This window comes from Aurantivibrio infirmus (assembly GCF_054767315.1).
The window spans coordinates 28,326-50,864 of sequence record NZ_BAAFSK010000001.1 but is presented as its reverse complement, the minus strand read 5'-3'; the positions used below and the strand labels follow the sequence as shown (position 1 = coordinate 50,864).

General features: G+C 43.5%; 21 protein-coding genes. 9 read left to right on the top strand and 12 right to left on the bottom strand.

All coding sequences use genetic code 11. From position 1 onward, the window contains the following. Positions 1–12: 12 nt before the first annotated feature. Both ACYUCY_RS00215 and ACYUCY_RS00210 read right to left on the bottom strand, forming a co-directional pair. Positions 13–747 carry a LytR/AlgR family response regulator transcription factor gene (locus ACYUCY_RS00215; protein ID WP_460224417.1) on the bottom strand — a complete coding sequence of 245 codons (735 nt, stop codon included), beginning with the start codon at positions 745–747 and terminating at the stop codon, positions 13–15. 54 nt (positions 748–801) lie between these two features. Continuing rightward, positions 802–1,815: a sensor histidine kinase gene (locus ACYUCY_RS00210; protein WP_460224416.1), complete on the bottom strand. Its 1,014-nt coding sequence runs from the start codon at positions 1,813–1,815 to the stop codon at positions 802–804. A 235-nt stretch (positions 1,816–2,050) separates the two neighbouring features. Between ACYUCY_RS00210 and argH the strand changes: the two genes are divergently transcribed. From argH to xerC, 8 genes are all read left to right on the top strand, one after another. Then, the gene (argH, locus tag ACYUCY_RS00205; protein WP_460224415.1) at positions 2,051–3,457 is read left to right on the top strand and encodes an argininosuccinate lyase; all 1,407 of its coding nucleotides are present in this window, start codon (positions 2,051–2,053) and stop codon (positions 3,455–3,457) included. Between the two features lie 226 nt (positions 3,458–3,683). Then, complete coding sequence (locus tag ACYUCY_RS00200; RefSeq protein WP_460224414.1) at positions 3,684–5,501, top strand: response regulator; 1,818 nt, start codon at positions 3,684–3,686, stop codon at positions 5,499–5,501. Between the two features lie 209 nt (positions 5,502–5,710). Next, the gene (locus ACYUCY_RS00195; protein WP_460224413.1) at positions 5,711–7,966 is read left to right on the top strand and encodes a class I adenylate cyclase; all 2,256 of its coding nucleotides are present in this window, start codon (positions 5,711–5,713) and stop codon (positions 7,964–7,966) included. Positions 7,967–8,149: 183 nt separating this feature from the next. After that, the gene (gene lptM / locus ACYUCY_RS00190) at positions 8,150–8,335 is read left to right on the top strand and encodes an LPS translocon maturation chaperone LptM (protein ID WP_460224412.1); all 186 of its coding nucleotides are present in this window, start codon (positions 8,150–8,152) and stop codon (positions 8,333–8,335) included. Between the two features lie 60 nt (positions 8,336–8,395). Then, complete coding sequence (lysA, locus tag ACYUCY_RS00185) at positions 8,396–9,649, top strand: diaminopimelate decarboxylase (protein ID WP_460224411.1); 1,254 nt, start codon at positions 8,396–8,398, stop codon at positions 9,647–9,649. A 63-nt stretch (positions 9,650–9,712) separates the two neighbouring features. Then, positions 9,713–10,543 (top strand): diaminopimelate epimerase, encoded by an 831-nt coding sequence (dapF, locus tag ACYUCY_RS00180; RefSeq protein WP_460224410.1) that lies wholly within the window; start codon positions 9,713–9,715, stop codon positions 10,541–10,543. A gap of 41 nt (positions 10,544–10,584) precedes the next feature. After that, positions 10,585–11,295, top strand: coding sequence for a DUF484 family protein (locus tag ACYUCY_RS00175; protein WP_460224409.1), 711 nt, complete (start codon positions 10,585–10,587; stop codon positions 11,293–11,295). A gap of 31 nt (positions 11,296–11,326) precedes the next feature. Next, positions 11,327–12,277: a tyrosine recombinase XerC gene (gene xerC, locus ACYUCY_RS00170; RefSeq protein ID WP_460224408.1), complete on the top strand. Its 951-nt coding sequence runs from the start codon at positions 11,327–11,329 to the stop codon at positions 12,275–12,277. A 34-nt stretch (positions 12,278–12,311) separates the two neighbouring features. Here xerC and ACYUCY_RS00165 read toward each other — a convergent pair whose 3' ends face one another. Next, entirely contained in the window at positions 12,312–12,521 is a 210-nt protein-coding gene (locus tag ACYUCY_RS00165; protein ID WP_460224407.1) for a hypothetical protein, read from the bottom strand. A gap of 440 nt (positions 12,522–12,961) precedes the next feature. On the opposite strand from ACYUCY_RS00165, the gene ACYUCY_RS00160 reads away from it, so the two are divergent. After that, on the top strand, positions 12,962–13,711 hold the full coding sequence (locus ACYUCY_RS00160; RefSeq protein WP_460224406.1) for a 2-thiouracil desulfurase family protein: 750 nt from the start codon (positions 12,962–12,964) through the stop codon (positions 13,709–13,711). Positions 13,712–13,720: 9 nt separating this feature from the next. Here the strand turns inward: ACYUCY_RS00160 and ACYUCY_RS00155 are convergent, their stop codons facing one another. The 9 genes from ACYUCY_RS00155 to urtB form a co-directional block, all read right to left on the bottom strand. Continuing rightward, a complete protein-coding gene (locus tag ACYUCY_RS00155) occupies positions 13,721–14,059 on the bottom strand; it encodes a P-II family nitrogen regulator (protein WP_460224405.1) in 339 nt (112 codons plus the stop codon). 346 nt (positions 14,060–14,405) lie between these two features. Beyond that, on the bottom strand, positions 14,406–15,668 hold the full coding sequence (locus tag ACYUCY_RS00150; RefSeq protein ID WP_460224404.1) for an ammonium transporter: 1,263 nt from the start codon (positions 15,666–15,668) through the stop codon (positions 14,406–14,408). Between the two features lie 30 nt (positions 15,669–15,698). Continuing rightward, positions 15,699–16,037: a P-II family nitrogen regulator gene (gene glnK / locus ACYUCY_RS00145; protein WP_460224403.1), complete on the bottom strand. Its 339-nt coding sequence runs from the start codon at positions 16,035–16,037 to the stop codon at positions 15,699–15,701. A gap of 98 nt (positions 16,038–16,135) precedes the next feature. Further along, the gene (locus ACYUCY_RS00140) at positions 16,136–16,813 is read right to left on the bottom strand and encodes a TorF family putative porin (RefSeq protein ID WP_460224402.1); all 678 of its coding nucleotides are present in this window, start codon (positions 16,811–16,813) and stop codon (positions 16,136–16,138) included. A gap of 323 nt (positions 16,814–17,136) precedes the next feature. Beyond that, complete coding sequence (locus ACYUCY_RS00135; protein ID WP_460224401.1) at positions 17,137–18,075, bottom strand: hypothetical protein; 939 nt, start codon at positions 18,073–18,075, stop codon at positions 17,137–17,139. 181 nt (positions 18,076–18,256) lie between these two features. After that, a complete protein-coding gene (gene urtE, locus ACYUCY_RS00130) occupies positions 18,257–18,952 on the bottom strand; it encodes an urea ABC transporter ATP-binding subunit UrtE (RefSeq protein ID WP_460224400.1) in 696 nt (231 codons plus the stop codon). Positions 18,953–18,955: 3 nt separating this feature from the next. Beyond that, a complete protein-coding gene (urtD, locus tag ACYUCY_RS00125) occupies positions 18,956–19,702 on the bottom strand; it encodes an urea ABC transporter ATP-binding protein UrtD (RefSeq protein ID WP_460224399.1) in 747 nt (248 codons plus the stop codon). Positions 19,703–19,731: 29 nt separating this feature from the next. Beyond that, positions 19,732–20,904 (bottom strand): urea ABC transporter permease subunit UrtC, encoded by a 1,173-nt coding sequence (gene urtC, locus ACYUCY_RS00120; RefSeq protein WP_460224398.1) that lies wholly within the window; start codon positions 20,902–20,904, stop codon positions 19,732–19,734. Then, complete coding sequence (gene urtB / locus ACYUCY_RS00115; protein WP_460224397.1) at positions 20,904–22,514, bottom strand: urea ABC transporter permease subunit UrtB; 1,611 nt, start codon at positions 22,512–22,514, stop codon at positions 20,904–20,906. The genes urtC and urtB overlap by 1 nt, the downstream gene beginning before the upstream one ends. Positions 22,515–22,539: the final 25 nt, after the last annotated feature.

Genomic DNA, 22,539 nt, shown 5'->3' with positions numbered 1-22,539 from the left:
ATCAACTGACAACTACATGGAAGTCAGTAGCTCACGCAAACGAGAAACGTGTCGACGGCTTACAATGGGTTTTTCTTCTATATCTTTAAGGCGAACTCGGTACTGACCCTGCGCATTCCTTTCCATTCCTTCGATAGCTTTTATCGCCACCAATGCATTTCTATGAATACGTACAAACAAATTGGTAAATTCATTTTCCAATTCTTTCAAGGTGTCATCAATTAGCGTCTCGCCCTCAATATGATAAACCGTGACATATTTGTGGTCGGCGATAAAAAAGCGCACGTCGTCGAGTGGAATGAGTTCAACACCACGACGAGTTTTAGCACTAATATGTTTTCGCTGATCAGCTGGCGCTTTGCGTTCAGATAACGCTGCTAATTGAACTTTATTAAGTTTTTGCGCTTTTAATAATGCCGCTTCAAGGTCTTCTTGTTTAACCGGCTTTAGCAAATAACCCACCGCATCGGTAGAAAACGCATCGAGAGCATATTCATCGTAGGCAGTACAAAAAATTACCGCCGGGGGGTCTTCCATATTGGTTATTTTTTTCGCTGCACTGATTCCATCTTCTTCCGGCATGCGTACATCTAATAACACAACATCGGGATCATGTTCTGCAACTGCTAAAAGTGCCTGCTCAACATTTTCTGCTTGAGCTACAACTTCACAATCTTCTAGCTTGCTCACCATTCGCGCCAATCTATCGCGGGCTAAAGGCTCATCGTCGACAACTATGACATCCATAAAAAATGTTCCTATTGTTAGTTATTAGTGTTTCGAAATTATAAGCGTTTATATTCAAGACATTGGATAGCGAATCTCACTGATATAGTTTTCATCGCGGGGCCCAGCGATAAAACTTGCGGCATCGCCATAATAAGCCGCCAAACGGTGGCGAATATTATCGAGCGCAACACGATTACCGGGTTTTGAAGTTTGCTCAGCGCCTTGTGGTAAAGGATTGCGAACGGCAATGGTAAGCAAATTTTCCGTTGCTTGCACCGATATCTCAACAGTACCGCCATCTACCCGCGGCTGAATGCCGTGATAAATTGCATTTTCAATAATCGGCTGGAGCAGTAAGCTAGGAATTTTCGTCTCACTCGGAAAGCTGCCTACTTGCCAATCCATTTTCAAGCGCGGCCCCAATCGCAGTTGCTCGATACTAATATATTGCTTACACAATGCCAATTCATGACCCACCGGCACTAAACCAGGTTCTGCCAAACTCGCGCGAAATAAATCCGATAGGTCTTCAACTACATGTTCGGCTCGCTCTGGGTCAGAACCAATTAAGCTGACAATACTGTTCATGCAATTAAACAGGAAATGTGGCCGTATCCTCGATTGTAAAGCCTGAATACGCGCTTTTAGCTCAGCCTCTTCCTGCTCCAGCAATTGTTGCTGAATATAGAAATATCGCAGAACAATTCCCGCAAAAATTGCCGCTAATAAAAGATTGGTAAGAATTTGCCAATAATCAAACTCATCACTTCTTGACACCCATTCACCTAGCACAGAAACAAAAAGTGTTACCACCAGCACCAGGCCAAAACTCATTGATCCCGCGAAAGGCAGGGAGTGACGGCCGAGATAAGACCGCAGTGGACACAATAAGGCCGCACTCAACAGAATTATCCACTGCACCATAAAAGACACCGCGCCTAGCTGCTGCCAATCCACGGGATACACACCGACGTCTGCCAACACTAGTGCCACTGCCAGAAGTTCTCCACCGATGATCAAAGTAAAGACCGATTGCACTTTACATAAATCAGGGAGAAAGCCACCACCGGCTTCCAAAGATCTCATTGATTTGTTTGATGCCCGCAAATTAATAGCGCTACCCTCTCATCCCTTATCATTATTTGCTTTCGCCTGAGCTATAATGGCGCGCGGTAAATTTCATGGCTTACAAAATAAAGTAAGCACTGACCATGAAATAGGCGTCATCCTAGGTTGGACCGAGTCATAGAGTCAATTATTTTTGCCTTGACGCGTTCAAGAATTTCAAATTTTTTAGTTAAAAATCAATGTGGAAGCCAACATGAGCGATAAAAACCCTGCTGACAAACTATGGGGCGGTAGATTTACCGAAGCAACCGACGCTTTTGTTGAGCGATTTACGGCCTCCGTCAATTTTGACAAGCGCCTATATCGCCATGACATTCAAGGTTCGATCGCACACGCGACGATGTTAGCTAAGGTGGGCGTAATTAGTGATGAAGAAAAAGACGAGATCCTCGGCGCGCTCACCGCGATAGAACAAGATATAGCAGCAGGGCAATTCAGTTGGTCCGTCAGCTTGGAAGATGTTCATATGAATATTGAAGCTGAGCTAACGAAACGCATTGGTATTACCGGTAAAAAGTTACATACCGGCCGCTCTCGAAACGATCAAATCGCCACGGATATTCGCCTTTATTTGCGTGATGAAATTGACAATATTGCGAAAGAAATTACACGTCTACAGCAAGGCTTAGCAGAATTAGCAAAACAAGAAGCTGATACCGTGATGCCTGGGTTCACCCATCTGCAATCTGCGCAGCCGGTGTCATTTGGACATCATCTTTTAGCCTGGTACGAAATGCTCGAGCGCGACTTTGACCGACTGATGGATTGTCGCAAGCGTGTCAATCAATCGCCTCTTGGCGCTGCCGCTTTGGCGGGAACTAGCTATCCAATCGACAGAGAACTTACCGCCTCTCTTTTAGGTTTTGAAAATCCAACACGCAATTCGCTGGATTCCGTCAGCGATCGTGATTTCGCCATCGAGTTTTGTTCCTTCGCCGCGATGTTAATGACTCACCTTTCTCGCGCCAGTGAAGAAATTGTATTGTGGTCGTCTGCACAATTTAATTTTGTAAATTTACCTGACCGTTTTTGTACTGGCTCTTCGATAATGCCGCAGAAAAAGAATCCCGATGTCCCCGAACTTGTGCGCGGCAAAACAGGGCGCGTGAACGGCCATTTGGTCAGTTTGCTAACCTTAATGAAATCACAGCCTTTGGCTTACAACAAAGATAACCAAGAAGATAAAGAACCGCTGTTTGATTGCATCGATACTGTCAGCGATTGTCTGCGTGCCTTTGCGGATATGGTTCCAGCCATAGAAGCCAAACGCGACAACATGCGAACGGCAGCGATTTCAGGATTTTCTACTGCGACTGATCTTGCAGACTATCTCGTTCGTAAGGGTATCGCCTTCAGAGATGCCCATGAAATTGTTGGCAAGGCGGTTAACTATGGTGTGAGCACTGGCAAGGATTTGTCCGAGATGTCCCTTCAAGAATTGCGAAATTTTTCCGAACAGATCGACGACGACGTGTTTGCAGTTCTCACTTTAGAAGGCTCAATTGCCGCTAGGAACCATGTCGGTGGCACAGCGCCAGCACAAGTTAAACAAGCAGCGACGGCGGCTCTAAAAAAATTATCGTCGCGTATTTCATCTTAAACAGCTCGCACTAAAAATCATTTGGGTTTTGATAATTTTTTGTCCAAAACACGAATGATTTTCCCCTCTCGATATAACCAATTCTTATAGATAAAATATTTCAGATTCAGTTTTTGAGTACTCCGCGATAAATAGTCTATCCTTAACCTACTGAATTAATAAAATTTCATAATTGCGATATTAATTCTCAACACCAATCGACAACCTCGGTGATATTGGATAGCCAATGACCCGCAAAAAGAACTCCATAGGCGACATAAACAAAACTGAGGATTTTTCCTGGGACGATGAACCTTCGTACTCACGTATTGATTCTGAAGAGATAAAAAATAATTTTATTCACCTGATTTCAGAAGCCTCCAGTGTAGGCTTTCTCGAATGGTTTCCACCGAAAAGAGATTTTATCTACAGCGAGAGTTTAGCAAAACTCCTCGGATATCAAGACGGCCAACTTCCGCTTGATGCAGATAATATAACTGCACATATTTATTCAGAAGACTATCCAAGGATTCGCCGGCAGTTTGTTCAAGCCTATGCGCAAGGAACCGACTTCGTCATCGAGTTCCGTATGCACATGCAGTCAGGAGAACCGCAGTGGTTCCAACTAACGATGCGGGTCATTGAGAAAAATGAATCTGGCAAGATATGCAAAGCACTGGGTAGCGTAACAAATATAGATTTCATTACCAAAGCGATGGAGCGCTGGGAACAACATGCTGAAACGGAAAAATGGATAAATAAAACGATAAGCGATCTCCTCATGGAAGAAGACAACGCGAAAAATAAATGTCTTGATGCCTTGTGTCAGTTTTTGGATGCGGATCACGCACTGCTGAGGGAAGCTCATGGAACTGGAAAAACGTTGAGGCTCGCTGCTTACGGAAACCACCCTAGTTGCTCGCCAATGGACGATATTCCACCCTATATTTCACTCGAAGAATTTTCCCAGGCGTTTGGCTCAATCCAAGATAACAAACCAGAAATAGTAGAAAATTTAATACCAGATCACGACTTGCCATCTTTTATAGATAGGGAAGTAACATCACGAAAAATCACCTCCTACATGGTACTACCCATCTTTTATCAAGGCCGGTTTGATTATTACCTTTCCGTCATCTGTATGAACAGGACGAGATCCTGGTCCAAAAATGTACTTCGTATTGCTCAAATCATCGGCAACACCTTGGCAATGGTTGCCGCTCGGAAAAAACTAACGCGAGAATTTGAAAAAAATGAAATACGCTTTCAAAATGCATTAGATGCTACGCAAGACGGACTTTGGGATTGGAATATAGACACAGAAGAATTTTACGTTTCACCCTCTTTCTTGTATATGCTCGGTTATGACGAGGAGTATCTGCCACTAACAGAGAAAAAAATTAACCAATTTTTTACGAAACCAGACAACCTTAATTCAATTTTTTCATTAAAGGGGTCCGCGTCTAGTCAGAATCCTAATCAAATCGAACGACGATTAATCATGCGGCACCGTAAGGGAAATAAAATTCCAATTTTGTTGCGTGGCAAATACACAGAGTGGAATAATGCTGGAAAACCAACGCGTTGTGTCGGAATTAATATAGATTTACTTCGATATCAGCAACTTCTAATAATAAAAATGGACGATCAAACTGCCGCTATGCAACCTATAGATGAATCTCTTTCTAAAATAAAAATATTATTAGTCGAAGATAATCCTATCAACCAACAAGTCGCCCGTGGCATCTTAGAACGCAAGGGTGTAAAAGTGACAATTGCTAACAACGGCAAAGAAGGGGTGGAAATTTTGGAAGCCTCTCCACTTGGAACATTCGATATTGTGTTGATGGATATGGAAATGCCGATCATGGATGGCTATGAGGCAACGCGGGTACTACGCAGCAAAAATCAATTTTCTAACCTCCCTATTGTCGCGCTAACCGCTCACGCAATGCCGGAAGACAGAGCCCGGTGTCTTAGCATGGGCATGAATGATCACATACCTAAACCGGTCAAGCCCGACCTGCTCTACGAAACCATTGCGAAATATACCGCCGAGAGCTGAAACCCTTTCTATCTAGAATAAAAACAAATAATACCAGTGAATGGTTTATCTTTATTTATCCTCGACTTACTACTTTTCTCTCCAAAACCGCAACTACAAGCTCTTCAATTGTCACCAAAAAAACGGAGATTTAGCGCCAAGTTCATGTGCAGGGCTACTATTTAGCGGCTACGCTTTTAGATGATGCTAACAAACTGATAAGACCGTGAATGCCAGGGCTCAAAATCACCAACCAATCGATTGAAGATGGCTTAGATCGAAAACACCTTACAATCATTAAGCGACGTTTCCTTCACGTAAATGAAGAAAGGAAAACCCGCGCGCGCTCTGTACTCGCAAATCGCCAAAGAATATTCTTCGACTTATTACCACTAATATTTCATATCAACCATCCCATGTTACCGGGTTACGTAAGTGGTCTTAATTGTTTTGGAATTAATCAGTACGAGCCAAATCAAAACGAAATAAAACTTACTCAATCAATTTCAAAAAGTTTTCGCTATAACAAACGCGCCAAGATCAAAGATGATATTCAAGCAATTTATGTGATGGGTAGTGTTGGAACAATCGCCCATAGTGACAGCAGCGATCTAGATATCTGGATTTGTTACTCCCCAGATTTAACTCACCAACAACATCAAAAACTGCAACTAAGATGCGATAAAGTTAAGGCCTGGGGAGCGCAACTTGGGCTAGATGTTCATTTCTTTTTGATGGATCCCGATGTGTTTCAACGTGGCGAAGTTTCCAGCCTTTCAACGGAGTCCAGCGGCAGTGCACAACATTTTTTATTGCTCGATGAGTTTTATCGAACAGCAATTTATCTTGCCGGTAAATTACCACTATGGTGGTTCGTTCCTAGCAACTGCGAAAACAATTACTCGAGCTATTCGAGAATACTATTAGAAAAACGATTTATACGCGAAGCCGAAGTTATTGACTTCGGTCCCGTTGCGCAGATACCGAAAGAAGAGTTTATTGGCGCCGGTATTTGGCAGCTATATAAAGCCATCGAATCGCCTTATAAATCTCTGTTAAAGCTATTATTGTTAGAAGCCTATCTTCACGAATCTACTCATCGCGATCATGCGCACCCGCTTTGCCTCGATTTCAAACAAAAAATTTATGATAGCGAGCCAAACTCCGACGACCTAGACCCCTACATTATTATTTTACGGAAAATAGAACTTTGCCTTAACCAACAAAAGCAGATTGATAGACTACAGCTCGCTCGACGCTGTCTATATTTTAAAACGGATAAAAAACTGACCAAACCAAGCAGGGACAGCGAAATTCTTTGGCAGTTTAGTTTACTTAAGAAAGTAGTTGCTGAATGGTGTTGGAGTTCCGAGTATGTTTCATTTTTGGATAATCGAAAACATTGGAATATTAAACAATCAATATCAGAGAGTGAAAATCTTATCATTGAGCTTAAAAAAAGCTATCAATTACTTCTTGAATCAAAAAATGAATCGTCTAACACGGCATTAATCACCCAACATGAGTTTGACGTTTTAGGGCGAAAACTTGCCGCTAACTTCGGTAGCCGCGAGGGAAAAATTCCGCTGATCCATAAAGATTTATCGGATCAGGTAGGCACTACGATCCTCTGTTTTTTACATTCTGAGAACTCAAAAGACTCAGCACGTCCATGGGCCCTTTGTAGTGGAGATATCACATTAGGATACGATCGTAGCCAAGCACTTCAACAATCCACTGAAGTATTACCTTTGATTGTCTGGGCTCATTGGAATGGTGTTCTTACCAATCGAAGTCAGTTTAAAGTCGTTCACAAAAATAACACACCCTCGGTTGAAGAAATCCTAAAGGTTAGTAATTTTCTTCGCCACCAACTACCGAGGCGTTCAACAATTGCTCATGAGGCATTTGAGAAAAATGCTTCTACCGAGGCCTTGATTTTTTTGGTTAATTTCGCCAAAGAAAAATCAGGCAATAGTGAACTAAAGCAGATGGCCAGAATTAGCGATCAAGACGATGCATTTAGTTATGGTGTATTTCATGAAAATCTTATTTCAACTATTGATCTTGTCACGCGAAACAATTGGGGCGAAGTGACTGTACATCGCTTCGACCAAAATGCAGTAGTCGATTGCGCACAATTCATTTTAGATCTAATCGACAAAAGCGCGTCGAAAACTCCTCCAGGGTTTCATGTTTATTGCGACACTCCCAACTATGGCCTCGCAATCGAAAGACGTTTCAAGAGTTTGATCGGCGATTTGTTCGAACATTTTTTATTTCGCTCCTCACATACGACACCAAGCTTTTTCTTCGCGGTAGGCAGCGGGTACTACGCTTTATCGCGAAATTTCGGTGGATTCGAGTTTACTCATCTAGCAAACTACAGCGACTTAGTGCGCACACGTAAATTCTTTAATAATCGCCACACACCTTGTGTTCTCGACAGTCACATTTCGCCACCAAAAGAGTGGAAGCATCATTGATCGGCGACCGCTTGATTTAATTCGGCGGCGCACCTCAGTATGTATTTTTACCATCATATCTTTAGACCCAAACGCGATCATTGAGGCCAGCGCCCAACAACCGTATACTTGCCATCGCTTGGCTTAACGGAGTCGATTCTTTAAGCCAATACTAAGAACTTAATTACCCTTGTCGCCAAAACCATGATGAATGTAGCAATTCAGCAACATAGTCTTGCCCTTAGAATTCTCTCGATTGCGAGTTGCCTCGTTGTGGCTTTATTTTTGGGTGGCTGCGGTCAAAAAGGCGATCTTTACATCCCACAGGACGAGCAAGCACTGACGATGGGCACCGCTAAACCCGCTAACAATAAACCTACCGAGTTATAGTTTATTCGGTCATCTCTACGCCTCTATTTTTTATCTACATCTAATTAACTGAGTTTCCCAATGACAGCATTTGAATATCGTAACGATGAGTTACATATCGAACAATTACCGCTAAAAAATATCGCCGAGCACGTTGGAACGCCATGCTATATCTATAGTCGCTCGGCTATTACAGACGCTCTAAAAGTGTATCAGCACGCCTTAGGTGATCATCCCGGCCTGGTTTGTTACGCGGTGAAGGCGAATTCAAACTTAGCGGTTTTACACGCCCTAGCAAAAGCTGGGGCCGGTTTTGACATTGTTTCAGGTGGCGAATTGAGCCGTGTCTTAAAAGCCGGTGGGTCTCCAGATAAGATTATTTTTTCTGGTGTGGGTAAAACACGCGAGGAGATGCGCCAAGCCTTAAACGCTGGAATATCTTGCTTTAATGTGGAATCAACCAGTGAACTTGATCGCTTGGCTGAAGTGGCAAAAGACCTTGGCAAAATTGCGCCGATTTCTCTGCGGGTTAACCCAGACGTCGATGCAAAAACACACCCTTATATTTCCACTGGCTTAAAAGACAATAAGTTTGGTATTTCTATTGATATTGCCGAGCAAACATATCAACACGCACAATCATTACCCAGTTTAAAAATTGTTGGTATAGACGCGCACATCGGCTCCCAGTTGACTGATCTGCGGCCATTAGAGGACTCTTGTGATCGCTTGCTGGCCTTACATGATCGCTTAGCAGCACAAGGTATCGAATTTCATCATATTGATGTAGGTGGCGGTATTGGTGTCGTATATAAAGACGAAACGGCACCGCCAATTGCTGAATATTTCGCAACGCTAAAAGCAAAGATTGCTGATCGCAAACTGGCAATTTATTGCGAACCCGGACGCTCCATCGTTGCCAATGCCGGGGTGTTGCTGACCAAGGTTGAATACCTAAAAGAAACCGCAACGAAAAACTTTGCGGTTATTGATGCAGCGATGAACGACTATATTCGTCCCGCCCTGTACCAAGCCTGGCAACATATTTTACCCGTCGATAAAACTGATGAGGCAATTGATGAAAAAAACTGGGATATCGTAGGTCCGGTATGTGAATCAGCCGATTTTATTGGTCGTGACAGAGCACTAAAGCTAAAGCAAGGCGACTTATTGGCAATTATGTCGACAGGCGCCTATGGCTTCGTAATGAGTTCGAACTACAATACTCGCGGTAGAGCAGCCGAAGTTATGGTTGACGGCGATCGTTTTCAAATCGTCAGACAACGAGAATCCTTCGACGATATGATTCGCGGAGAGGAAGTCTTTAAAGATTAAACTGCGTTGTAATATTTTTTTTATCAGCAATGCTAAACATAGGAAGCCCCATTAGGGACGAAAATGCGCTTACGATTTACTAAAATGCACGGTTGCGGCAACGACTTCGTGATGATTGATGCGATCAGTCAATCGGTGAAGCTATCGCCGGAAAAAATTCGTTTCATTGCCGATCGACACAAAGGTATCGGTTGCGATCAGCTCTTAGTTGTTGAAGCGCCGCGTCGTCCTGATGTCGATTTTTTCTATCGCATATACAACCAAGATGGCGGTGAAGTTCAAAACTGCGGAAATGGCGCTCGCTGTTTCGCAAAATTTGTTCGCGATCGCCGGCTAACGGCTAAGAAAAAAATCAAAGTTGAAACCGTTAACGGTTTGATGACACTCGACGTCCAAGCCAACGGAGACATTAGCGTCGACATGGGCGCACCAATATTAAACCCGGCGGATATTCCTATGCTTGCCGATTCTCAGGCGATTAAATATCCGGTTCAGCTAGATGACAAAACGCTTGAGATTTTTTCGGTGTCCATTGGTAATCCCCACGCGGTGATTCTGGTTGATGATATTGATTCTGCGCCCTTGCAAACCACTGGCGTACAGTTACAAGCACATGCCATGTTTCCTGAAGGTGTTAATGTGGGCTTTATGCAAGTATTATCCCGCGATGAGATAAACTTACGCGTGCTCGAACGGGGCGTCGGTGAAACCTTAGCATGCGGCACTGGCGCTTGCGCCGCTGTAGTTGCAGGGATCCTTTGTGGCCTGTTGGACACTGAGGTAAAAGTTAATTTACCGGGTGGTCGTCTATTAATAACTTGGCCTGAACCAGGAGCTTCCGTTATTAAAACAGGGCCAGCAACAACGGTTTTCCACGGACAAGCCTACATCTAAACAATATAGACGCATCACAACTCTATTTTATTGAAAGCGATATGAAAAATTCAGACAACGGTTCTTCAAACAAGAATAACAAAACAAATGCAGTATCAGATCGCGATGTTCGTGGTTATTTAAAAGAACATCCCGATTTTTTTAGTCACCACCCAGATTTACTTGAAGACATCACTATTGCACACGATAGTGGCGAGGCGGTTTCATTAGTTGAGCGACAAGTTTCGTTGCTGCGTGAACGCAATATTGATATGCGACACCGACTCAACAAGTTACTCGACAACGCCCGTGAAAACGATAAGCTTTTTGATAAGACTCGCCGTCTAGTATTAACACTTATTGAGGCCCGCTCACTAACGGAAATCGTCGATGGACTGTATGGAAATCTTGATCGTGATTTTTCAATTCCATACGTTTCATTAATTATTTTCGGTGATGTCTCGCGGCTACCTTCATCCCCTGCGCGAGTCGTTCCTATTCAAGAAGCTAAACAAGCAGCAAGCCGGGTACTAAGCGCTAACAAAATTGTTTGTGGTGGGCTTCCCGAAGCAGAACTGCAATTTTTATTTGGCGAACAAGCAAAAGACATCGGCTCCGCGGCATTAGTGCCCTTGCTGCACGGAAACTGTTTCGGGCTTTTCGCTGTGGGGCATACCGACCCCCAACATTATCGTTCCAGCATGGGGACTTTATTTTTGAGCCATATCGGCGACGTACTTAATCGAGTCATCCCTCCGCATTTGACAAATTAATGAGTTTTTAATCTAAAGGCTGATAGCGAGAATGAAGATTGCCGAAGCAATAGAATTATTTCTTCAAACTCAGCAAGTCGAGAGACAATTGTCGATTCATACAGTTAACAGTTACCGACGAGATTTGGAAAAATTATCTGCGAGCTGCTCACTACAAAAACTCGAATCAATTTCTGAAATCAAAGCCCACAATCTTCGCCACGCGCTAACTCAACTTCACAAACAAGGTTTATCTCCTACCAGCTTGCAACGCTGGTTAAGCGCCTGCCGTTCGTTTTTTAATTTTTCACTGGAGAAAAACTGGCTCTCACTAAATCCTGCCCTAGGTATTCGTGGTCCAAAAAAATCTAAGTCATTACCTAAAACACTCGACGTTGATCAGGTTTCTCAATTCGTCACCATCACAGGCAATACAGATTTGGATATCCGCGATAGAGCAATATTAGAATTAACTTACTCTTGCGGATTAAGGCTGGCGGAAATAATAAATATCGATTTATCAGATATAGATTTACAGGCCGCTCAAATTTCAGTAACAGGCAAGGGCAATCGAACAAGAATGCTGCCCATTGGCAGTTATGCGATTAATGCGGTAACGAGTTGGTTAAAAGTCCGAGAAAATTTTTTACTGCTAGCAAAAAAATCGAAAAATATAAAAGAAGGGGCGTTTGAAAACGATCAGGAAGCGTTGTTTATTAGCAAGCGAGGAAATCGTTTACATCCCAGAACGATTCAAAAACGTTTCGCAAGTATTGGTGTAAAACAAGGAATCGAGATACCCTTACATCCCCATATGCTAAGACATTCTTTTGCCAGTCATCTACTTGAGTCGAGCGGTGATCTTCGGGCTGTCCAAGAATTATTGGGCCACGCGAATATATCCACAACGCAAATATACACGCACTTAGATTTCCAGCACCTTGCCAAGGTCTACGACCAAGCTCACCCTCGAGCTCAACGTAAGACGACGGATGACAATTAACGTTCTTTCTTTATAAATCGATTAGCGACTTTAGTTAGATAGGTCGGCCGCCGTAATTACTGGTTGGTTTTTTGGGAGGGTCTGCAACAACGTTTGGCGCAATTTCATTGATCGCCCCACCCATTTGTAAAAAATGTTCAATTTGATCTGATAGCTCAGTACGAACTACTGCTCTAGAAGTAACGGTGCGATCTTCTGGTCGATCGTCGCGACTGCCGAAAAAATCTTTTTCTGCGCTTTCCATTTATGGAACTCCAAAGTTTTTAGGTTTACAAAATACTTATTTAAAAGTTTTGAATGTGGACCACCAGTATCGGCTAATAGGCTGACTGACAGTCCGATTCATTTTTTAAAATGTTTGAGCAAACTGACCTATGTTGGTGCAATCACTCAATTAAAATTCTTGGGCTACGTAAACTACGTCACATTTATTTCGTAGCGAAGTTATTTATAGTTCAAGGGTTTTGACTCGCCAGTGATGACCACTGTTTTTTTTAGGCCTATTTGCTCTTAGAGTAGAGGCGTTTATCTCAATCGTTATATCGAGTGCTTCCGTTTTCAAATTAATACTTAGATTTCATTGCGCTACAGGCAGAATTGAATACCGCAGATGAACTTATCTACCACCCATCATAGAAACCCTATTAACGCCGTTTACTACGAAACGCCTTTTGAGGGCCTTGTATGTATTTAATTTCTAAAAACAACTCCACAAAGCCCGTAGTGGGTACCAGTGCCTGTTTAATGGGGGAGGCCGTTCGTTATGACGGTGCTGACAAAAAACATGCTTTGTTAAATGAGGTATTGGCTCCTCATCTTCAGCTTCAGTCATTTTGCCCCGAAGTCACTGCGGGCTTGGGGATTCCTCGCCCCCCTGTCAGGTTAGTTGGAAGCCCTGACAATGCGCGGCGCGCTATAGGGGTAGCCGACAGCGGGATTGATGTGACTGAGAGACTACTTGAAGTAAGTACAAACTATCTCCAATACGCAATAAGTTCGGAGCTTTGTGGCTTTATCTTTCAAAGCCGATCACCAAGCTGTGGCTTCCAATCAACCCCTATTTATGGCGCTAAGCCAGGGGAGCCTTTGGCGTTTGGTAATGGAATTTTTGCAGGCTTCATTCATAGCCAGCTAAATTATTTGATTTGTGTCGAAGATACTTGGCTTCGCGACAAAGGCCAGTGTTACTTATTCCTAGCGGCGGTCATCCTCACCCGGGGCCAAGAGTTTTCAGGACACGTGGATCCTGAGCTAATATCACTCATCACCGGTCAGCCGTCTGGCGATGGAGAAACGTTAAGGGATGGGATTGGCGAAGGTTTAGCGATATTGTTGAGCTTACGCGAGTTGGAAAAACCACTACCAGAGCTTTCATCCATCAGAAACGAAAAAGCCGCCTTGTGTCGGCGGCTTAGTGAATACTTCGAAGCTTAGACCCGTGCCCTATACAGCGTCAGCGCCTGTTTCGCCGGTGCGGATGCGAATAATCTGATCCAAGGGCGTGATAAATATTTTGCCATCGCCAATTTTGCCAGTCTGTGCAACCTTAGTGATGGTTTCAACAACCTGATCAACAATACTGTCGTCGAGGGCCAATTCGATTTTAACCTTAGGAAGAAAATCGACGACGTATTCAGCGCCTCGATAAAGTTCAGTGTGACCCTTTTGACGACCAAAGCCCTTAACCTCTGTCACTGTCATGCCTTGTACGCCAACTTCAGACAAAGCGGTTCTAACGTCATCTAATTTGAAGGGTTTTATTACTGCAGTAATCAATTTCATTAGGAGTTGTCCTTTTATTATCTTTCTTCTTCGATCAATTTTAGTTCTTAATCTCTACTTCAAGCAGGGCCGTAGACTCTACCGCTAAATATGCACCGGGCGCAATCCGAAAACCAACGAAGTTGCGGAACCGATTTTCGGCTAAAGATACACGCAATACCCGCAAAAATCATCTGCTCGATTGCGATGCCAAAGCAAGGCGATCAAAACGGCTTGAATTCAAAACAAAAAAGCCCAAGGTTGGCAACTGCTAACCTTGGGCTTTCGATTTTTTAGGGTATTTAGTTCTAGATAGTGGGCATCGCGTAGTGTTAAAAAATACTAAACTCCACGCTCCGCCTGACTATTAAGATGACTTAGTGAATTCAGGATAAGCTTCCATTCCACATTCTGCCAAATCAACACCTTCGTATTCTTCTTCTTCAGAGACTCGGATACCGATAACAAGTTTGATGATTATCCAAGTTACCAAGCTCGCCGCGAATACCCATACGAATATAGTGAGCGCGCCTATTAACTGCCCCATAAAGGTGGCGTCAGCATCGGTAAACAGTACAGCAAAGATACCGAATAGGCCTACAACACCGTGAACGGAAATTGCACCGACGGGATCATCAATCTTTAACTTATCAAGACCGAGGATACTGAAGACAACAATTGCGCCACCGGCGGCACCGATTAATGTAGCTTCCCAAGCAACGGGATCTGCCGGTTCTGCAGTAATTGCAACAAGGCCAGCCAAGGCGCCGTTAAGAGCCATAGTCAAATCCGCTTTGCCAAAGATGATACGAGCCACAATTAAAGCCGCAATCAATCCACCAGCCGCAGCTGCGTTTGTGTTTACAAAAACATTAGCGACTTCATTTGACACTGCGATTCCACCCAGCTTTAAGGTAGAACCACCGTTGAAACCAAACCAACCCAACCAAAGAATAAAAGTACCCAAGGTCGCTAGAGGTAAGTTCGCTCCAGGGATCGCATTTATTTCACCATTCGGGCCATATTTACCTTTACGAGCTCCAAGAATTAATACACCAGCCAATGCTGCAGCGGCACCCGCCATATGTACAATGCCAGATCCAGCGTAATCGCTATAGCTCAACTCAAATAATCCGAACACGCTATTACCGCCCCAAGTCCAACCACCTTCTAATGGATAGATCAAGCCAGTCATAACAACAGCAAAAGTAAGAAATGCCCACAATTTCATTCGTTCGGCAACCGCGCCTGAAACAATAGACATTGCGGTTGCTACGAAAACAACCTGGAAGAAAAAGTCAGATGCGCCTGAATAAACTGAATCGCCATCAAAACCATTTTCGGCGCTCGCCGCCAAGGCCGCAGCAACATCAAGAGATTCGACAGAATCAACACCCGATAAAAAGTAACCTCCACCGTACATAAACTCGTAACCACAAACCATATACATGGTTGAAGCCACCGCAAATAGGGCAACGTTCTTAGTTAAAATTTCAGTCGTGTTTTTGGATCGCACCAACCCCGCTTCCAACATTGAGAAGCCGGCGGCCATCCACATAACCAGCGCGCCGCACACCAAAAAATAAAAGGTGTCCATCGCATACTGGAGTTCAAAAATTTGATTTTCCATTGCAATTCTCCAAAGGAATTTATTAGTTTTTTATAGAGCGTCTTCGCCGGTCTCACCGGTGCGAATACGTACAACTTGCTCAAGTGGAGAAATAAATATCTTGCCGTCCCCAATTTTTCCACTGTGTGCAGTTTTGCTAATCGACTCTACTACGCTATCAACTTGGGAATCACCAACGGCAACTTCCAGTTTTGTCTTTGGCAGAAAATCAACAACGTATTCTGCGCCTCGATATAATTCTGTGTGGCCTTTCTGACGACCAAAACCTTTTACTTCAGTTACTGTAATTCCCTGTACGCCAATTTCAGAAAGCGCTTCACGAACAGCATCGAGCTTAAATGGTTTAATGATTGCTGTTACAAGTTTCATAAAAATATCCTCAAAGGTGTCTTAACTTTCCTAGACTATTGAAAAATTAAATGTCAAAAAAAACTGGTGGAAAATTCCACCAGTTTTTGTCGCTTGTCTTATTCAATAGGAAGGCTGTAAGAAACTACGAATTGCGCATCGTCATCTACGAAATCTTCATCTGCAATAAACTTGCTAACAGTGAAAGAAACGTTGTCGTTGTACGCATAGCTCAAATCTAAATGAGTTGGTTTTTCACCAGAGATTCCAACAAGCTCGTCACTGTGTTGGCCAAGCGTTACCGAAAAAGCACCAAACGTAGCGCCCAAAGTAATGTAGGTATAACCTGATCCGCCAGCAATATTGTCATAGTAAGTTAAACTTACTGGACCAAGACCTAAAGACAAAATTGCTTCTGATAATTCTCCAGCAGTTCCGTCTTGAGCACCAAAACCCGCTCCATTCAAACCGGCATCGGGGTAGTTGTAGTTCCAAACGCTAAGGTCATAAGAAAAAATACCCACTTCGCCACCGTAGCCAACGAATAAGTCGTATTCACTACCAAGAGCATCATCACCTGAAGAAGCCCAAACGCCGCCGTAAAAACCAGCGCCACTTAACACGATGTCACCAGAAACGGCCGCAGAGCCATCTCCTAAATCAAAACCGCGCCATAGGTACATATTGGCAACGCTGACGCTTGCACCAAGTTCTGCATTCGCAACAGGAGCGAAGCTCATAGTTGCTGCAATAGCCGAGGCAGCGATTGTGGTAGTTAACTTTTTAGTAAGCTTCATCTCTTAGTCTCCAAAAAATAATTGTTTTTTAGCTTTAATTAATAGCTCTATTGTTAATTCCCCCTAAATTTGCGTCGCACTGGTGCGGCTGCAAAATTCAGGACGTACAGTGAATCTGCGAACTAAGGGATAGCACACAGTGTGCCAGTCTACTAATTAGCTTCAATTTCAAGGAGTTAGCTCAAAAACGAGCGTGAATATATCTTAGGGAAAGAGAGGAGAGGCTCAAAAACAGGGCAAATATAAATTTATGCCCTGTTTTTTTGCACCCATACAGTGCGATTTGACAGTATTTTGGATGGGTTTAACGATAAAGAAGCGAACTAGTTCGCTTTTTCCATTTCGTCTAGACGCTTTTGGAGGGCTTCAATCTGTTTCTTCATCGCTGCAATTTCAGCGCTTTCAGTATCGCTATTGGTGCTTGATCCTTGCTTGGAAGGCCTTTCTTGTTCAGGATTTTCCTGGGCCATAGTAGGAGCAGGCGCTAACGATGCACTGCCAAGGAACAGCTCTTCGATCTCGACTCGCCCTGCAGCGGCATCTTCACCTGGTTTTCCTTGTATGCCTTGGACTCCGTTTTTACCACCTGGGGACCAGCGCTTATTACCGCTGAGCGAGCGTCTATTAACATAACGTCCTTCGCTGCCTTGCCCTTGTGCTCCGCCCTCACCAGCTTGACCCGCTTCACCCGCATTTGCAGTGACTGTTATATTCGCTAACGATTCGTGCGCGATCTTAGTGCTTGTACTTGCATCCCATAGTGAAACCCTAACGCTACCGGCATCGCCACCATTTCCACCATTACCGCCTTGCCCTCCATCGCCACCATCGGCCTGATCACAGTTAGCTTCTTGCCCGGCATTTTGGCCGCTTGCGCCATGACCACCTTTACCGCCATGGCCACCGCTGGTGTCAATTGCTAGCGCGCCAAATTTAGTCAGACCTAAACGCATTTGAATTCGGATGCCGTTTTCACCGTGAGTACCGGAGCCGCCCTTAGCACCAGGTCTACCAACCCCGCAATTCAAAGCTTCTGTAGTCCATTCGGCCCCGTCATCACCATTCACTCCTGACGATCCGACTCCATCAATCGTAACATTGTCACCAATCTGTGTTTCCAGGGCTTCGACAAACCAGTGATCAAGATCTTCGCTAAAGCGTATCGTTGCATTATCACCAATAGAAAGTTTTTGTAGTTTAAGCACTGATTGGGACTGTGTAACAAGGTAAGTCTCGCCTTGCCCAATGATCAATTCAGTCATTGAACCGGGAGCCTCAGATCGGGATTGCGAAAAAGTCTGATTGGCGAAAATTATGCAACTTAAGGCGATGAACAATATTTTTGAAAAATGACGAAAAAGAGGTTTTCTCATTTGAATGCTCACAATTTTAATTATTTTTTTTGGCAGAGATTAGATCGCAACGACGAAATTCTGGCGAAAATTAAACGGTCATATGACCACGGACTTTTTCTTCTTCCATCTCTGAGCCTTTCCCCGCCAATACGACCTCGCCCCGATCCATGACAATATACTCGTCCGCTAAAGCACGGGCAAATTCAAAATATTGCTCTACCAATAAAATTCCCATTTCACCCTGCTGCTTTAGGATGGTAATGACGCTGTGGATATCTTTGATAATTGAAGGCTGTATACCTTCGGTCGGTTCATCGAGTATTAGCAGCTTCGGTCGCATTATCAATGCACGAGCGATAGCCAATTGTTGTTGCTGTCCTCCAGATAAATCCCCACCACGACGGCGCAACATATCTTTGAGTACGGGAAACAAATCATAAATTTCATTGGAAATACTTCGCTGATCTCTTGGTAATGCAGCAAAACCGGTTTTTAAATTTTCATGTACTGTCAATTGCGAAAAAATTTCTCGACCTTGAGGAACAATAGCGATGCCTTTGCGGGCTCTTTCAGCGGGCGGCATTTTAGTAACATCTACACCTTGCCAAAGAATATTTCCCGAAGATATTTTTCGTCGCCCAGTAATAGCCTGCATCAGACTAGACTTTCCCACACCATTACGCCCAAGAACACAGGTGATCATTCCTGTATTCGCGCTAATGGACACATTGCGCAAGGCTTGGCTTGCACCATAATGTAAATCGATTGATTCGGCCTTTAACATTAATTACCGCCCTAAATAAACTTCTATTACGCGTGGATTTGCCGACACCTTATCCAAAGGACCTTCCGCTAAAACACTGCCTTCGTGTAGAACTGTTACGCGACTATCTAAAGCTTGCACAAAATCCATATCATGTTCTACGACTACAACGGAATGGTTTTTATTAATTTCTTTCAATAGTTCCGCAGTTGCCATCGTTTCCTGATCTGTCATACCGCCCGCGGGTTCATCGACTAACAACAATTCAGGTTCCTGAATAATCAACATGCCAATTTCTAGCCATTGTTTTTGCCCGTGTGAGAGATCACCGGCATAAGCACGCGACTTTTCCTTCAAACCAATGAGCTCTATTACTTCTTGAATTCGATCTTTTTGTTGGCTGTTTAATTTGCTAATTAGAGAATAAAAAACGGCTCGACTGCCCGCTAAAGATAAATCTAAATTATCCCAAACGCTTAAACTTTCAATCACCGTTGGCTTTTGAAATTTTCTACCAATTCCTAAGTTTGCAATGTCAGTCTCATCGTGACGAGTTAAATCAATATTATCTCGAAACCTTACCTCACCTTCGTCGGGTTTAGTTTTTCCGGTTATTACGTCCATCATTGTGCTTTTACCAGCACCATTTGGACCAATGATCGCGCGCATTTCACCAACGGCAATATCAATCGACAAGCTATTCAATGCCTTAAACCCATCGAAGCTTTTCGTGACACCGTTCAGATATAAAATACTCTTTACTTCTTCCATTTCAAACTACTCAATTGAATGTTGCTAGTTTACTGATTTGGGGAGGCTATTTCAGAATCTGTTTTTGATTCCTTATGTTGTTTTTGGGCCGTTTTACTGGCTTTATTTTGCCGGTACTCACCAATCACGCCGACAACACCTTTCGGCAAATATAAAGTACTAATAACAAACAGCGCACCAAGCATAAACAACCAAATTTCTGGGAAAGCGCCGGTAAAATAAGTTTTTGCATAATTAACTATCACCGCACCAACCACCGCGCCGTACAAAGTACCGCGACCGCCGATCGCTACCCAGATAACAATTTCGATTGAGTTAATGGGAGAGAATTCACCTGGATTAATTATGCCGACTTGCGGGACATACAGTGCACCAGCAATCCCAGCCAACACCGCAGAAATAATAAAAACAAAGAGTTTGAAATGCTCTACGCGATAACCAATAAAACGGGTACGACTCTCGGCATCACGAATCGAAATCAATACTCGTCCCAATTTACTAGAAACAATACGTTGGCTTAGCCAATAAGCGAACATCAAAAACAGCGCCGACAACACAAACAAAGTGCAACGCGTACTATTTGACTGCAAATCAAACCCCAGTAAATCTTTGAAATCGGTCAGGCCGTTGTTACCACCGAAGCCCATATCGTTCCTAAAAAACGCAAGCATTAGAGCGTAGGTTAATGCTTGCGTGATAATGGATAGATATACCCCAGTTACTCTTGAACGAAATGCTAGCCAACCAAACACAAAAGCTAATAAACCCGGAACAAACATCACCATTAACATGGCGAACCAAAAATTATCAAAGCCATACCAGAACCATGGCAACTGTTCCCAATTTAAAAACACCATGAAATCGGGAAGGATGGGATCACCATAAACCCCTCGGTCGCCAATTTGCCGCATTAAATACATTCCCATGCCATAACCGCCGAGGGCAAAAAATGCGCCGTGGCCAAGACTTAAGATGCCGCAATATCCCCAGATAAGATCGAGAGCTAAGGCTAGAATTGCAAAACATAAATACTTACCTAACAACGCAACCCAATAACTGGAGAGATGAAAAACAGACGACTCCGGAATCACTAGGTTAGCAACGGGTACAATTACAGATAAAGCAATCAAAACATAAAACAATCGCTGGCCTGCAACATCGCTACTCAATAAAAGTGCGATAGGTGATCGATAGTTTTTCATTAATCTTCCACCGCTCGACCTTTTAGCGCAAACAAGCCGCGTGGTCGCCATTGAATAAATAGAATAATCATCACTAGAATTAATATTTTGCCAAGTACCGCACCCATCGATGGCTCAATGAATTTATTTATGACGCCTAAACTCATTGCCGCGAAGACTGTACCGAATAAATTACCAACGCCGCCAAAAACAACGACCATAAATGAATCAATAATATATGCCTGACCGAGATTTGGTCCTACATTGGTCAGCTGACTAAGCGCAACGCCAGCGATGCCCGCGATGCCCGAGCCCAAACCAAAGGTTAATGCGTCAACCCAGCTTGAGCGAATTCCCATCGCATTTGCCATCGGCCTATTTTGCGTTACCGCCCTCATCTGCAACCCTAGCTGCGTGTTTTTCAAAAGTATCATCAGCGCGGCAACAACAATTAAGCTGAACCAAATAATATAAAAACGATTGTAGGTGAGTGATAGAGCGGCATTAATTTCAAAAGATCCACTCATCCAATCAGGCGTAATGACTTGGCGATTTAATGGAGAAAAAATGCTACGAACTGCCTGCTGCAGTATCAAACTAATTCCAAAAGTTGCGAGTAAGGTCTCGAGCGGCCGGCCATACAAATGACGAATCACGACCCGTTCTATCAAGATACCAACGGCGCCAGCTACTAAGAAAGCGGCGGGAATGGCTACTAATAAAGACCATTCCAAAAAATTTGGCATGATTAGCTGTACAACGTAAGTTGTGTACGCGCCCAGCATGATCATTTCGCCATGGGCCATATTAATTACACCCATTACACCGAAAGTAATGGCGAGGCCGACAGCCGCCAACAACAACACCGAACCCAAACTCAGACCGAAAAATAGATTTTCCATCGTGCCGTAGGTGCTCAATTTTCTCTCGATAGATTTCACACCATTCGCAGCGGCCTTTGCCACGACCACGTCTTGTTCTAAAAAGTCTCCATCGTCATTTAGGGCGGACAAACGATTTAGGACCGCCAAAGCTTCTGAGTCCACAGCCTCACTTAGTATGTCAATTGATTGCAGACGAACAGATTGGTCATCAGAATTAACATCAATCAATGCGAGCGCGATGGCGAGTGTTGATTTAATTTTTGCTACGGATTCTTTCTCGTACGCATCTCGAATGATTTCGACTAAGCTTGCGTCGCTATTATTAATAAGGTTTTTTGCTGCTGACATCCGTTTACCGGTATCTTCAGCATAAAGCTCTAAACTGGCAATTGCGGTACGTATATTTCTTCGCAGACGATTATTAGTACGTACTTTTTTAAAAGAATCTGAGCTTACATTAGTGACTATTTCCAGAGTAAAGGGATTCGTGTTGGTATCAGTGTTTTCATCGTAAATAATAAATTCGGCTTCTTCATCGTTGGTCAATAAGCGGCCCTCGAGCATCGCATAAAGCACAAGTAAAGAACGCTCATCATTTAATGATTGAAGATCATTAACCGCTTCAATTTTGTTATTAAACGATCCTACGTTAAGCGCTTTCACCGCATCAACAAAATCATCCGCGTAACTGTTGATAGACAAAACTGCGGACAACAGCAAGACCAGCAGAAAGCTATACTGTTTCATTTGAAATTTTCCAGGAGTAAAACCA

Excerpts from the sequence above, each read along its gene's own strand:
- glnK (WP_460224403.1), bottom strand. The coding sequence starts at position 16,037 with ATGAAACTTGTAACAGCAATCATTAAACCATTTAAGCTCGATGCTGTT.
- lptM (WP_460224412.1), top strand. The coding sequence starts at position 8,150 with ATGATGAATGTAGCAATTCAGCAACATAGTCTTGCCCTTAGAATTCTC.
- ACYUCY_RS00140 (WP_460224402.1), bottom strand. The coding sequence starts at position 16,813 with ATGAAGCTTACTAAAAAGTTAACTACCACAATCGCTGCCTCGGCTATT.
- ACYUCY_RS00150 (WP_460224404.1), bottom strand. The coding sequence starts at position 15,668 with ATGGAAAATCAAATTTTTGAACTCCAGTATGCGATGGACACCTTTTAT.
- urtB (WP_460224397.1), bottom strand. The coding sequence starts at position 22,514 with ATGAAACAGTATAGCTTTCTGCTGGTCTTGCTGTTGTCCGCAGTTTTG.
- ACYUCY_RS00160 (WP_460224406.1), top strand. The coding sequence starts at position 12,962 with ATGTATTTAATTTCTAAAAACAACTCCACAAAGCCCGTAGTGGGTACC.
- argH (WP_460224415.1), top strand. The coding sequence starts at position 2,051 with ATGAGCGATAAAAACCCTGCTGACAAACTATGGGGCGGTAGATTTACC.
- ACYUCY_RS00155 (WP_460224405.1), bottom strand. The coding sequence starts at position 14,059 with ATGAAATTGATTACTGCAGTAATAAAACCCTTCAAATTAGATGACGTT.
- urtE (WP_460224400.1), bottom strand. The coding sequence starts at position 18,952 with ATGTTAAAGGCCGAATCAATCGATTTACATTATGGTGCAAGCCAAGCC.
- ACYUCY_RS00200 (WP_460224414.1), top strand. The coding sequence starts at position 3,684 with ATGACCCGCAAAAAGAACTCCATAGGCGACATAAACAAAACTGAGGAT.
- lysA (WP_460224411.1), top strand. The coding sequence starts at position 8,396 with ATGACAGCATTTGAATATCGTAACGATGAGTTACATATCGAACAATTA.
- ACYUCY_RS00210 (WP_460224416.1), bottom strand. The coding sequence starts at position 1,815 with ATGAGATCTTTGGAAGCCGGTGGTGGCTTTCTCCCTGATTTATGTAAA.
- dapF (WP_460224410.1), top strand. The coding sequence starts at position 9,713 with ATGCGCTTACGATTTACTAAAATGCACGGTTGCGGCAACGACTTCGTG.
- ACYUCY_RS00195 (WP_460224413.1), top strand. The coding sequence starts at position 5,711 with ATGCCAGGGCTCAAAATCACCAACCAATCGATTGAAGATGGCTTAGAT.
- xerC (WP_460224408.1), top strand. The coding sequence starts at position 11,327 with ATGAAGATTGCCGAAGCAATAGAATTATTTCTTCAAACTCAGCAAGTC.
- ACYUCY_RS00165 (WP_460224407.1), bottom strand. The coding sequence starts at position 12,521 with ATGGAAAGCGCAGAAAAAGATTTTTTCGGCAGTCGCGACGATCGACCA.
- urtC (WP_460224398.1), bottom strand. The coding sequence starts at position 20,904 with ATGAAAAACTATCGATCACCTATCGCACTTTTATTGAGTAGCGATGTT.
- ACYUCY_RS00175 (WP_460224409.1), top strand. The coding sequence starts at position 10,585 with ATGAAAAATTCAGACAACGGTTCTTCAAACAAGAATAACAAAACAAAT.
- ACYUCY_RS00135 (WP_460224401.1), bottom strand. The coding sequence starts at position 18,075 with ATGACTGAATTGATCATTGGGCAAGGCGAGACTTACCTTGTTACACAG.
- ACYUCY_RS00215 (WP_460224417.1), bottom strand. The coding sequence starts at position 747 with ATGGATGTCATAGTTGTCGACGATGAGCCTTTAGCCCGCGATAGATTG.
- urtD (WP_460224399.1), bottom strand. The coding sequence starts at position 19,702 with ATGGAAGAAGTAAAGAGTATTTTATATCTGAACGGTGTCACGAAAAGC.